This window comes from Brevundimonas sp. FV1ye29L, from assembly GCF_058681095.1.
Genome location: NZ_CM178730.1, coordinates 181,716 through 193,723, shown reverse-complemented (window position 1 = coordinate 193,723; position 12,008 = coordinate 181,716). Strand labels below are relative to the sequence as shown.

Here is a 12,008-nt window from a genome sequence, read left to right as displayed (position 1 = left end):
GACTTTCCGCTTCTACGGCTGCGCCGGCGAATCCATCAGGCGACGCGACAGATAGGTGTATTCCAGGGCCAGACGGCGGGCGGTCTCCCGCAGGTTCGCCCCCGCCGCATGGCCGCCGTCGGTGTTCTCATAGAACAGCACCGGATAGCCGAGCTCCTCCAGCCGCGCCGCCGCCTTGCGGGCGTGGCCCGGGTGGACCCGGTCGTCCTTGGTCGAGGTGTGGATGAAGACCTCGGGATAGGGCTGGCCGGCCGCCAGCCGCTGATAGGGCGAATACTGTTCGATCCAGGCCCGCTGTTCCGGAATGTCCGGGTCGCCGTATTCGCCGATCCAGCTGGCGCCCGCCAGCAGCCTGTGGAAACGCAGCATGTCGAACAGGGGCACCTGGATGACCGCAGCATTGATCAGGTCCGGTCGCTGGGTCAGCATCGCCCCCATGAACAGCCCGCCCTGGGAGCCGCCCATGACGCCCAGTTTCGGCTGGCTGGTGATCCCCCGCGCGATCAGGTCCAGCGCCACGGCCTGGAAGTCCTCGTGCGCCCGCTGGCGATTCTGTTGCAGGGCCGCCTCGTGCCAGCGCGGACCGAACTCGCCGCCGCCGCGCGTATTGGCGATGACATAGACCCCGCCCCGTTCCAGCCACAGCTTGCCTACTGTCGCCGAATAGCCGGGCAGGAGGGAGTTTTCGAACCCGCCATAGCCATACAACAGCGTAGGATTGGACCCGTCGTTCGGCGCGGCCTCACGGTGGACGACGAAATAGGGGATCTTCGTCCCGTCCGCCGAGGTCGCCTCCAGCTGGTCGACCTTCAGCCCTGCGGCGTCGAACTTGGCCGGCAGGGACTTGACCTGGTTCACCGTCCCGGACGCCGCGTCGGCCAGCCACAGGCTGGACGGGTTCAGATAGCCGGCCACGCTGACGAAGACCTTGTCGTCCCGTTCCGAGGTCGAACCGACGCCGACAGTGACGTTCTGCGGCAGTTCCAGCCGCGTCCGGCTCCAGTCAGCGGGATCATAGACATAGACCGAGCCCCGCACATTCTCGAACAGGGCGACGACCAGCCGGTTGCGGGTCATGTTCAGACCCTCGATGGCCTCGCGCTCGCCGGGACGGATGACCAGTTCGGCCGTCGTCTTCGCATCCTCCAGCCAGGCGTCCAGCGGCCAGGCGATCACGTCGCCGGTCCTGAACGCCTGTCCCGACGGGGCCGTCCAGTCCTGTTTCAGGCTGACCAGCATCTTGCCGGCCAGCAGGCCGTTGATGTTCGACTTGGGCGGCAGCTCCAGCTTCGTCGTCGAGCCGTCGGCATTCAGCCGGAAGACCTCGCTCTCATAGAAGTTGATCGCCCGGTTGATCAGGGTCGCCTTGATGGCCCCGTCGGCGTCGCGAAGGGTGAAGGAACTGACCGACACGTCCGACGTCTGGCCCTCGAACACCTGCACGGCCTGTTCCTGGCTCTGGCCGCGCTTCATCAGCCGCACCGTGCGCGGATAGCCGGAATCAGTCAGGGATCCGGCCCCGAAATCGCGCTCGATCAACAGGGTGTCCGCGTCGATCCAGGTCACCCCGCCCTTGGACTCCGTCAGGGTGAAGCCGCCCTCGACGAAGGTCTTCGACACGCTGTCGAACTCACGAATCGTCACCGCGTCCTTGCCGCCGTTCGACAGACTGACCAGGCACAGCCGCTCCTCGGGCTGCAGGCAGTCGACCCCCTTGTAGACCCAGTTGGCGTTCTCGGCCGTCGACAGGGCGTCGATGTCCAGCACTGTCTCCCACTGCGGCTCGGCGGTGCGATAGGAGTCCAGCGTCGTGCGGCGCCAGACGCCGCGCACGTGCTGCGCGTCCTGCCAGAAATTGTCGATCGTCCCGTCGCGGTTGAAGCCGGGCGAGGGAATCCGGTCGCGCGACTGGACGATATCCAGCGCCGCCTGATGCAGGCCTTCATAGCGCGGGTCGCCCTGCAGCACGCCCAGCGAGGTCGTGTTGTGGGCCCTGACCCAGTCCATGGCCCGTTCGCCCTCGACCTCTTCCAGCCAGATATAGGGGTCGGTCGCATCCGAGGTCGCGAACCCGGCGGCCGGGGCAGAGGCCGGGGCAGCGGCGGCAGGCGAGGCGGGAGACGCGGTCTGGGCCATGGCGGCGGTCGTCAGTCCTGAGGCGAGAAGCAAAGCGGCGGCCGAAACCAGCGGGCGGATCATGAAACTCTCCGGGAAATGGGCGGCGGCACCTTGGCCGTCCCGTCCCGCCCCGACAAGCCGCCCGACCTTACCGATTTGTCACATACCGCCGGGCGGCGCGCTCAGTCCTCGTCGGGAATACACATCAGATTACCGCAGGCCTTGCAGTGGACGGCGTCTGGATCGTGGGTCTGCAGGCCGCAGGCCTCGCAAGGATGGCGCACCTTGTGCGGCTTGATCAGGGCCTGGGCCAGCCGGAGGAACAGGGTGATGCCGCTCAGCATGATGGCGATGGACAGCAGCTTGCCCAGCGATCCGGGCAGGGTCACGTCGCCGAAGCCGGTCGTGGTCAGGGTCGCCACGGTGAAATACAGGGCGTCGACATAGCCGGCGATGCCGTCATGACCGAGGAAGGTCGCATAGACGAAGCCGGTCACGACGAAGACGAAGGTCACCAGCCCTGACAGGGCCCGGACAATCCCCTCAACCCGGGTGTCGTCGTACCTGTGGCCGACCGTGCGCCAGAAGAAGTCCGAGTTCAGCAGGGTCCACAGCCGCAGCAGCCGCAGGAAGCCCAGATTGGCCAGCCAGGCCGGGAACAGCAGGGTGGCCAGGATGAACAGGTCCAGCCAGACGATCGGCCGTTTCAGCCAGTCCCGGATGTCGGTCCAGGCCCAGGCCCGCGCCGCGAGGTCCGCCGCCAGAACCGCCGCGATCAGATAGTCGACGACATAGAAGGCCCAGCCCTCCTCCTTCAGGATCGGGGCGGCGATGAAGAAGGCCACGATCAACAGGTCGACCGCGATCACCATCAGCCGGAACCGGACGGCCGGGGGCTGGGTCCCGTGATACAGATATCTCAGCCGCGCCCGCAGCCTCAGGCCCTCGGCCTTGTCGGGGGTCTTTTCCGGGGGCGCCGGGGTTTTCCGGGCGAAGACGGACGGGGTGGCCATGCGGCAGCGATAGAGGCAAATGGCGCCGGATGCGACCCTGTCCGGGGTCTCGGTCCGGGCGGGCCCGGATGCGCTGCGCTCGCATGGAGAGGGTTCGCCGTCTATATGTGCCCGCGATGACCCAATCTCCAGGCTCCCGGGCCTTCGTCAAGATGAACGGCGCCGGCAACGACTTCGTCGTGGTCCATGCGCTCGACCGGCCGTTCACGCCGACGCCGGATCAGGTGCGCGCCCTGGCGAACCGTCAGACGGGTCAGGGCTTCGACCAGTTGATCGCCATCGAACCCTCGACCACCGGGGGCGACGCCTTCATGCGGGTGTGGAACGCCGACGGCGGGGTGGTCGAGACCTGCGGCAACGCCTTGCGCTGCGTCGGCTGGATGTTGATGCAGGCTGACGGTTCGGACCATGTCGCCATCGACACCCTGGGCGGGCCGACGGTCGCCCGCGCCGCCGGCGACCACCGGGTTACGGTGGATATGGGCAGGCCGAAACTCGAATGGACCGAAGTTCCATTGGCCGAGGAGATGGACACCCGCAACATCGAGCTTCAGCTCGGCCCGATCGACGCACCCGTCCTGCACACGCCGGGCGCCGTCTCCATAGGCAATCCCCATGTCGTCTTCTTCACCGACCATACGCCCACCGACGCCTTCGTCACCGCCAACGGCTCCCTGATCGAGCACCACCCCCTGTTCCCCGAGGGGGTCAACGTCGGCTTCGCCCATGTCATCGCCCGCGATCACATCCGCCTGCGCGTCTGGGAGCGGGGCGCCGGCCTGACCCGCGCCTGCGGCACCGGCGCCTGCGCCGCCCTCGTCGCCTGCGCCCGCCGGGGCCTGACCGACCGCGCCGCCCGCGTCGAGGTCGACGGCGGCGACCTGTTCATCGAATGGGACGCGGCCGACGACCACGTCCTCATGACCGGCCCCGTCGAGGTCGAACGGACTGGCGTGCTGGAGATCTGACCCCGCCTGACCGCCTCGCGACCTGTCCACCCCGTTCGCCGGAGCGAAGGGAGAGGGAGGGTTGCGACGGGTTTCACCCCGCGCATTCTCCCGGCCGCGTTTCGTCCGGCCCGTACTGGTTGCACGACCGGTCGATCTCGCCCTGGATCAGGTCACAGGGGTTGGCGGCGTTGCAGGGCGGCCGGGTGGCCGGGCTGACGGCGATGCAGCGCTCGACCAGCCGGGCCGAGGCCCGCTCGCCGATCGCCTGACGGCAGGGCGTCTCTGAAATTTCGACCTGCGCGGGCGGGACCGGCGCGCGTGGCGGCCGGGCCTCCGCCGGAGCAGAGGGCGCCGCCGCCGGAGAGGGGGGCGCTGACGGCGCCTCCGGCCTGGGACTGCAGGCCATCAACGCTCCGGACAGGAGCAGGCCCGCCATCGCCGTCGTCTTCAAGGATCGCATCTTCAGGGATCGCATCCGCCCGCCTCCTGAGTTTCGCCGCATGATGCGCCGTTGAGCGCGGCCCGCAAGCCGCCCGTTCCGGGCGACGGTCGGGACGATCAGCCCTTCAGCGCCGCCTCGACCGCCGCCCGTTGTTTGACGAACAGTTCGGCGCAACCGGCCTCGGCCAGCTGGAACAGGCGGTCGAACTCGCCCCGGCTGAAGCCGCGCTTCTCGCCCGTCGCCTGAATCTCGACGATGGTCCCCGAACCGGTCAGGACGAAATTGCCGTCGGCCTCGGCATTGGAATCCTCTTCGTAGTCGAGGTCGGCGACCGGCTCGTCATTGAAGATGCCGCACGAAATGGCCGCCACCTGATCGAGGATCGGATCGGCCGCCAGCACGCCCTCAGCCCGCAGATAGCCGAAGGCCGAGGCCATCGCGACCCAGGCCCCGGTGATCGAGGCGGTGCGGGTGCCGCCGTCGGCCTGGATGACGTCGCAGTCGATCAGCACCTGACGTTCGCCCAGGGCCTTCAGATCGACCACGGCCCGCAGCGAGCGGCCGATCAGTCGCTGGATCTCCTGCGTCCGGCCCGACTGTTTGCCCGCCGCCGCCTCGCGCCGTCCGCGCGTATGGGTGGCGCGCGGCAGCATGCCGTATTCGGCCGTCACCCAGCCCTGACCCGAGTTGCGCATCCAGCCCGGGACCTTTTCCTCCACCGAGGCCGTGACCAGAACCCTGGTATGGCCGAACGAGACCAGGCAGGAGCCCTCGGCATAGCGGTTGACGCCGGTCTCCAGGGTCACGGTGCGGAGCTGTTCGGGGGTGCGGCCGGAGGGTCTGGCGGAGGCGGTCATCGGATCGTCCTGGAAAGGGGTGGCGGCCGTGCTTATCGTGTATGAAGGCGGGCGCGTCCATCGCGCATGACCCCGCAATCGCGCCTCCGGCCCCGGATCGACCTTGACCCCGCCCTTCGTCTCCACCCCCTTCCCCGGACAGAACTACGCCGGCCTGACAGGGCTGGACCAGCGGGCCCGGGACATCTTTCGCCGCATCGTCGAAAGCTATCTGGAGACGGGAGAGCCCGTCGGGTCCCGGACCCTGTCGATGACGGGAATTTCCCTGTCCCCGGCCTCGATCCGCAACACCATGCAGGACCTGACGATGGCGGGCCTGCTGGCCTCGCCCCACACCTCCTCGGGCCGGATCCCCACCCATGCCGGCCTGCGCCTGTTCGTCGACGGCCTGCTCGAGATCGGCGATCTGGGCGAGGAGGAACGGCGCGAGATCGACGCCCGGCTGGCGGTCCGTTCGGGCCGCGGCGGCGGCTTCGAGGAGGCCCTGAACGAGGCCTCGGCCCTGTTGTCCGGTCTCGCGGGCGGGGCGGGCATCGTCGCCAGCCCGGTGCGGGACGCCGGGGTCAAACACGTCGAATTCGTCGCCTTGGGCCAGGGTCAGGCCCTGGCGGTGCTGGTCGCCGACGACGGCACGATCGAGAACCGGCTCATGCCCCTGGCCGCAGGCGTCACCCCCTCGACGCTGCAGGAGGCCTCCAACTTCCTCAACGCCCGGCTCAAGGGCCGCCCCCTGGCCGAGGCCCGCACCGAGATGCGCGCCGAACTGGACGCCGCCCGGCTGGAGCTCAACGCCGCCGCCGCCCGCCTCGTCGAGGACGGCATGGCCGCCTGGTCCGGCGGCGCCGAGCGCGAGCGCGCCCTGATCGTGCGCGGCCGCGCCAACCTGCTGCAGGACCCCGAGACCGCCGCCGATCTCGACCGGGTGCGCATCCTGTTCGACGATCTGGAGCAGAAGGAACAGCTGATCGGCCTGCTGGACGGGGTCCGCTCGGCCCAGGGCGTCCGCATCTTCATCGGGGCGGAAACACGGTTGTTTTCACTTTCGGGTTCCGCCGTGATCGCAGCGCCCTATATGAACGGCCGACAAAGGGTCCTGGGCGCCATCGGCGTGATCGGCCCTGCGCGATTGAACTACGCCCGCATCATACCGTTGGTGGACTACACCGCCCGGGTGCTGGGGCGAATGCTGGACGGAAACGACACGTGAGCGACACCCAAAACAACCCGACCCAGGCTGAACTCGACGCCATCGAGGCCGAGGCCGACGCCATTCTCGATGCAGACGCAGGCGCCGCAGCCGACGGCGACCTCGCCCCCCTCGATCAGGTCATCGCCGAGCGCGACGAGTGGAAGGACCGCGCCCTGCGCGCCATCGCCGAGGTCGAGAATGTGAAACGCCGGGCCGAGACCCAGTCGAACGACGCCCGCGCCTATGCGATCCAGCGGTTCGCCAAGGACCTGCTCGGCGTGGCCGACAATCTGGAGCGGGGCATCCAGGCCGCGCCCCGGGACGTCGGCGATGCCGCCGCCGCCCTGGTCACCGGCATGGAGCTGACCCAGAAGTCGCTGCTGACGGCTTTTGAGTCCAACAATCTGCGCCGCGTGGCCCCCGAGGCGGGCGAGGCCTTCGACCCGCACGTCCATCAGGCCATGATGGAGCAGCCGTCCGAGACGGTGCAGGGCGGGCAGGTCATCCAGACGCTGCAGGCCGGCTATGCCCTGTTCGGCCGGACAATCCGCCCGGCCATGGTGGTGGTCGCCGCCAAGGGCTCCGGCGCGAGGGCTGCGGCCGCCGCCTACGCCCCGGCCGAAACCACCGGCGACGCCTACGACGGCAAGGCCTAAAACCCTCTCCGCCAGGCGCCGATCAGGGCGAACTCCGGATCGGCGCCGGTCACATGCCTCGGCTCACGGCTGATCACCCCCTGCAGGGTGAAGACCGATCCATCGCCAAACCGGCGTTCCGTGGCCATGGTGAAATCGATCTGCCGTCCCGACGGCCGGGCGTCAAAGCGTCGCATGGAGAAGGTCGGGGCGTCGAAATACTCGGCGGGGATGTCCGCCAGCAGGGCGCTGAAGGCTCCCCCTTCCAGCCGCAGGGGCTGTGACAAGCCGAACGTCAGCCGGTGGCAGCCGAGCAGACCGCTCCAGATCCCCCGCCGGGCCGCAGCCGGACAGTCGACATCCCAGGCCAGCCGCCACGAACGGCTGACCAGGTCGCCGTCACTGGACAGGAACCGGCCCAGAACCCGGGTCTCCCCCTGCCCCACCTCGCCGCTGAGGCGACCCATACCGAACGTCCAATCCCCGGAAAAGGCGTAGAACACCGTCTGTGACGGCAGGGCCAGGTCCGAGCGCGACGGCATATATCCGCCGAGGGGAGCCAGGCTTTCGTCGAGGGCGCCAAGGCCGATCCCGAACCCGCCTTCGCGGCCGCGCCAGACCAGGCTGGCCCGGCCATAGGTCGAGGCGTCGCGTTCGACGGTGCGCAACAGGGCCCGCCGGTCGCCGCCCCCGGCCTCGGCCGCAAGGGCGAAGCCTGAGCCCAGATCGACAACGCCCTGCATGGCCCGATCGGCCTGGGCCAGGGCGGCGAAGCCATCACCAGCCCCGGCATGGAACGGCGAATCGGCCCCGCCCTGGCCCTGCCAGGCCGAGAAGGACGTCCGCCCGGCCTGGATCCCGACCATGACCTCCTGACGCGGTTCATCGCCCCGCCAGGGGGAGTCGGTCAGACCCCGACGGGGCACGACCGTCTCGGGCAGTTCGACCGGCTGTGTCGCGATCAGCGACAGTCGGGCGCCGCCGGGACCCGCCATATCGGTCTGGACCCGGCGGCGGGGATCGACCGATCCGGGCTGCCAGGACCGGCTGGGAGCCATCGGATAGGCCCCGCCGAGATTGATGCGAAACAGCCGGTCGTATTCGTCATGGCCGATCGTCTCGAGGGCCGTCTGGGTGCGGAAGGCGTCGCCGAACGCCGAGCCGACGAAGGACCCCGGCTCGCTGGTCGGGATCAGGCTTGCACCCGACGTTGTCGGGACGGACGTTGCGCCAACCGGTGCGAAGGCCCCGGCGAGGTCCAGCAGGCCCCGGCCGTAGACGAGGTCGGTCCCGGCATCCCCCGCCTCCCGCGCGGTTCTCAGCAGGATTTCGACAGCGCTGCGGCCATTCAGGTTGGGGAAGGCCTGCAGAAGCAACGCCAGGGCCCCGGAGACGTGCGGCGCCGAGAAGGAGGTGCCGCTGATCCGCCAGCAGGACGTCCCGTCGCAGGCGGTGATGACATCCTTGCCCGGGGCCGAGATGTAGGCGTTGGCGGCAACCCCGGCCTTGTTGGAAAAATCGGCCAGAACATTGGCGGCGTCATGGGCGCCGACGGCGATGATGGACCCGGCAAAGCGCGGGTCAGTGGCGTAGCGGGCAGGCCATTCCGGGCTGTCGCCGCTCTCATTACCCGCCGAGGCGACAATCACAGCGCCGGAATTCACCGCCCTGAGGAGCGCAGCCTCAAACGACGCGCCCATGCTGGTACTGCCGCCGAGCGACATGTTGATCACCTTGGCGCCATTCGCGACGGCGTAGTCCAGGGCCCGAACCAGGTCCGACGACTTGAAGCAGGTTTCGTCATCCGGATCCGTGCAGTCCGACACCTCTGCACGAATTGACAGGATCGTGGAATTGTAGGCGACGCCGACGGTGCCGAGGCTGTTGAAGTTGGCGGCGATAATCGTGGCGGAATAGGTCCCGTGCCGGTCTGCCCCCTCGGGCGTGTTCCGGCCGACAATCACATCGGTGGACAGGGGTGAGATGCGGCCAACCAGGTCGGCCTGGCCAAATTGTATGCCCGTGTCGATGACAGCCACCGTCTGTCCCGCTCCCGTGGCCCCGCTGTCATAGGCGACCGAGGCCTTGATGTTGGCCAGGCCAAAGTTGCGCAGATATTCGCTCGACGTCGCCGAAGGCCCGGGCGCTGGCGGCGGAGGCGGCGGAGGCGGCGGTGGGGGAGGTGGCGGTGGTGGAGGGGGGGTGGGGACGGGATCCGGGGTTGTCGTCCCTCCGCCCGAACCTCCGCCCCCCCCACAGGCTGCCAGCGGAGTGAAAAGAAGCATGACCCCGAGGGCCAGAAGGCGAACACCACGCACCATGAATCCCTTCCCGTATGAGGGGAGCCTAGACCTTGAGGCGCGAATCGAACAGCGCCAGCAAGCGGCTCCAACCGTCGGCGGCATCCGCCGCGCTATAGCTGGCGCGGTAGTCGGCGTGGAAGCCATGCTGGGCGCCGGGGTAGACATGGATCGAACTGGCCGTTGCGACCGGCGTATCCGCCCGGGTCAGGGCGGCCCTCATGGCCTCGACGGCCGTCAGGGGAATGCCCTGGTCCCGCTCCCCGTAAAGGCCCAGAACGGGCGCCTTCAGATCATCGGCCAGATCAACGGGCCAGGGCGCGCCGGCCGCGACCTGTTCCGGCGCAGCCGTGGCCGAGGGCGCCAGCTGTCCATACCAGGCGACGCCGACGTCGATGGCGGCGAACCGGGCGCAGGCCTGCCAGACCACCTTGCCGCCCCAGCAGAACCCGGTGATCCCGACCTTCCGGTCATCGGCCCACAGCTGGCCGCCGGCCCAGTCCAGGGTTGCGGCGATGTCGCCCATGACCTGCTCGTATTTCGCGGCCCCGACGATCTCGCGGATCCGGGCCATCTCGCCCATCGTCAGGGGCGCGGGATCGGCGACCCGTACAAAGAAGGCCGGCGCAATGGCTGCATAGCCTGCCTTGGCCAGTCGGCGGCAGATGTCCTGGATATAGGCGTGGATGCCGAAGATCTCGGAGGCCACGATGACCACCGGAAAGGGTCCCTCCCCGGCCGGACGCGCGACATAGGCGGGCAGGTCGAAGCCGTCCGGGGCCGGGTAGCGGACGTCGGCCACCTCGATCCCTGTCGTGTCGGTGATCACAGGCTCGGCCGACTGGGCCAGGGCCGCCGTCGCATAGCGGGTGAAAAACACCCCGCCTGCCGCCGCCGTGGCGAGGGACCGGCGGGAGAGGTTCAGGTCACCCGGGGCATTGCCTTCGGGGCGGGTCAGGACGGTCATCACGGTCTCCATCAACAGTCTGTGCGACAGGTGAGGACAGTGGTCCGGCCGGGGATCAGCGTCGAGTCACGATCCCGAGGGCGGCCCTGCCCGGCGCAGCGTCAGGTTCAGCCGGCCACCGTCGGCCAGCAGGCCTGAGGATCCACCCAGGATCCGGTCGATCCCGTGCCGCGCCAGTCTCGCTGGTCCGGTCAGGGCGCAGATGTCTCCGGACGCCAGCTTAAGGCTTGTTCCGCGGCCGCCGTCCGCCGGAGCCACGCGGAATACCGCTGTGTCGCCCAGCGAGATCGACAGGACCGGCGCTGTCAGATCCGCCTCGTCGCGATCCTGATGCAGACCCATCCGGGCGTCGACCTCATAGCGATTGACCAGACAGGCGTCGGGCGGCGTCGGCCAGCCGGTGAGTCGGGTCCACAGCTCGACCAGCCGCACCGGTATCGCCGGCCAGGGCGCCCCGGTTTCCGGATGCCCCGCCTGATAGCGATATCCGCTGCGATCCGAGACCCAGCCCAGACTGCCGAAATTGGTCATCTGCACCGAAAAGGGCCGCCCGCCCGGCGTGACCGGCCGGTACAGGGGGGCGGCCTCCAGCGCGGCCATGACCTCGTCCGCCAGCGCCCTCTGGCTGGACGCGTCAAGGGCTCCCGGCCAGAGCCGGAAGCCCTCCACCCCCGTGTCAATCTCGCGGACCACAGCCATCAGGACAGTGTAGACCCGCTGGCCGCCCGCTCAAGCACAGCGGCGGCCGCGCCCGGCGATCAGCGCGTATAGTAGTAGTCGGCGATCTGGCAGACGTTGATGTTCATCCGGGTCAGGGTCTGGCCGTTGGTGAACTCCGCCTTGAAATCATAGATGCAGGCGCCCGAGCCGTCGTCGATGTTGATGGTCCAGCTGCGGCCCGCCGGCAGGGTGTCGGCGCCCAGGATGTCTTCCTCCCAGTCGCTGGTGCGCGAATCCGAGGCGTAGAAGCGCAGCATGGTCCAGCCGGTCTGGTTGTGGATGCGGACGCGGCGGTTGTAGCGGTCGCGCGACTGGGCGATGCGGGTGACGGATGAACCCTTGTCGGGCTGGATGACCTCGCGGGCGGCGTCCGGCGCGGGTCCGGCGGCGGAAAGGCCCAGCCCCATGCCGGCCAGGGCGGCGGTGATCAGGACCCGGCGTGCGGTCGTGGCGAAATTCATGACAATGCCCCTCGAAAATTGCGGACGCATCAGGCGCCCGGCGATGACGTCAGCCTAGATCGCAGCCGCCGCCTTTGCCTCTGACGCGCCCTGACGGGGCCTGACCCGAATCTGACGGACCGGCCGCGCGATTCCGCACCCCCTGATTCGCGATCAGCCCTTGCGGCGCTTCGCGACTTTCCCATATCCGCACGCAGCCGGAGAAACCCCGAGACTTGCGGGGCTTTTAGCCGGACAACACCCAACCCCCGGCGGCGAACCCCTCAATGCCGGGCCCAGACTTGAAAACGGGGACGGTCACGCGCGGCGCTTCGCTTCACAAGGCCGCCGCATCGCCCGCCAGACGGAGAGACATT

The 12,008-nt window shown here is 68.9% G+C and carries 11 protein-coding genes; 3 read left to right on the top strand and 8 right to left on the bottom strand.

Annotated elements, in window-relative coordinates; genetic code table 11:
- Positions 1–12 precede the first annotated feature (12 nt).
- A complete protein-coding gene (locus ACW17W_RS01005; protein WP_492078493.1) occupies positions 13–2,199 on the bottom strand; it encodes a prolyl oligopeptidase family serine peptidase in 2,187 nt (728 codons plus the stop codon).
- A 101-nt stretch (positions 2,200–2,300) separates the two neighbouring features.
- Entirely contained in the window at positions 2,301–3,131 is an 831-nt protein-coding gene (locus ACW17W_RS01000) for a potassium channel family protein (protein WP_492078490.1), read from the bottom strand.
- 116 nt (positions 3,132–3,247) lie between these two features.
- Between ACW17W_RS01000 and dapF the strand changes: the two genes are divergently transcribed.
- Positions 3,248–4,099 (top strand): diaminopimelate epimerase, encoded by an 852-nt coding sequence (gene dapF / locus ACW17W_RS00995; RefSeq protein WP_492078488.1) that lies wholly within the window; start codon positions 3,248–3,250, stop codon positions 4,097–4,099.
- 73 nt (positions 4,100–4,172) lie between these two features.
- Here the strand turns inward: dapF and ACW17W_RS00990 are convergent, their stop codons facing one another.
- Together ACW17W_RS00990 and rph are read right to left on the bottom strand one after the other, a co-directional pair.
- Positions 4,173–4,556, bottom strand: a complete 384-nt coding sequence (locus tag ACW17W_RS00990; protein ID WP_492078486.1) for a hypothetical protein — start codon at positions 4,554–4,556, stop codon at positions 4,173–4,175.
- A gap of 83 nt (positions 4,557–4,639) precedes the next feature.
- Entirely contained in the window at positions 4,640–5,380 is a 741-nt protein-coding gene (gene rph / locus ACW17W_RS00985) for a ribonuclease PH (RefSeq protein WP_492078484.1), read from the bottom strand.
- Between the two features lie 103 nt (positions 5,381–5,483).
- Between rph and hrcA the strand changes: the two genes are divergently transcribed.
- Both hrcA and grpE read left to right on the top strand, forming a co-directional pair.
- On the top strand, positions 5,484–6,587 hold the full coding sequence (hrcA, locus tag ACW17W_RS00980) for a heat-inducible transcriptional repressor HrcA (protein WP_492078482.1): 1,104 nt from the start codon (positions 5,484–5,486) through the stop codon (positions 6,585–6,587).
- A 41-nt stretch (positions 6,588–6,628) separates the two neighbouring features.
- Positions 6,629–7,225: a nucleotide exchange factor GrpE gene (gene grpE, locus ACW17W_RS00975; protein WP_492080350.1), complete on the top strand. Its 597-nt coding sequence runs from the start codon at positions 6,629–6,631 to the stop codon at positions 7,223–7,225.
- Here the strand turns inward: grpE and ACW17W_RS00970 are convergent.
- The 4 genes from ACW17W_RS00970 to ACW17W_RS00955 form a co-directional block, all read right to left on the bottom strand.
- Positions 7,222–9,243, bottom strand: coding sequence for a S8 family peptidase (locus ACW17W_RS00970; RefSeq protein WP_492078480.1), 2,022 nt, complete (start codon positions 9,241–9,243; stop codon positions 7,222–7,224). The two genes, grpE and ACW17W_RS00970, sit on opposite strands and share 4 nt — an antisense overlap.
- Before the next feature lie 307 nt (positions 9,244–9,550).
- Positions 9,551–10,471: a dienelactone hydrolase family protein gene (locus ACW17W_RS00965; protein WP_492078478.1), complete on the bottom strand. Its 921-nt coding sequence runs from the start codon at positions 10,469–10,471 to the stop codon at positions 9,551–9,553.
- A 66-nt stretch (positions 10,472–10,537) separates the two neighbouring features.
- On the bottom strand, positions 10,538–11,170 hold the full coding sequence (locus ACW17W_RS00960) for an alpha-ketoglutarate-dependent dioxygenase AlkB (RefSeq protein WP_492078476.1): 633 nt from the start codon (positions 11,168–11,170) through the stop codon (positions 10,538–10,540).
- Positions 11,171–11,229: 59 nt separating this feature from the next.
- Positions 11,230–11,652 (bottom strand): hypothetical protein, encoded by a 423-nt coding sequence (locus tag ACW17W_RS00955; RefSeq protein WP_492078474.1) that lies wholly within the window; start codon positions 11,650–11,652, stop codon positions 11,230–11,232.
- Positions 11,653–12,008: the final 356 nt, after the last annotated feature.

Excerpts from the sequence above, each read along its gene's own strand:
- ACW17W_RS01005 (WP_492078493.1), bottom strand. The coding sequence starts at position 2,199 with ATGATCCGCCCGCTGGTTTCGGCCGCCGCTTTGCTTCTCGCCTCAGGA.
- ACW17W_RS01000 (WP_492078490.1), bottom strand. The coding sequence starts at position 3,131 with ATGGCCACCCCGTCCGTCTTCGCCCGGAAAACCCCGGCGCCCCCGGAA.
- dapF (WP_492078488.1), top strand. The coding sequence starts at position 3,248 with ATGACCCAATCTCCAGGCTCCCGGGCCTTCGTCAAGATGAACGGCGCC.
- ACW17W_RS00990 (WP_492078486.1), bottom strand. The coding sequence starts at position 4,556 with ATGCGATCCCTGAAGATGCGATCCTTGAAGACGACGGCGATGGCGGGC.
- rph (WP_492078484.1), bottom strand. The coding sequence starts at position 5,380 with ATGACCGCCTCCGCCAGACCCTCCGGCCGCACCCCCGAACAGCTCCGC.
- ACW17W_RS00965 (WP_492078478.1), bottom strand. The coding sequence starts at position 10,471 with ATGACCGTCCTGACCCGCCCCGAAGGCAATGCCCCGGGTGACCTGAAC.
- ACW17W_RS00960 (WP_492078476.1), bottom strand. The coding sequence starts at position 11,170 with ATGGCTGTGGTCCGCGAGATTGACACGGGGGTGGAGGGCTTCCGGCTC.
- ACW17W_RS00955 (WP_492078474.1), bottom strand. The coding sequence starts at position 11,652 with ATGAATTTCGCCACGACCGCACGCCGGGTCCTGATCACCGCCGCCCTG.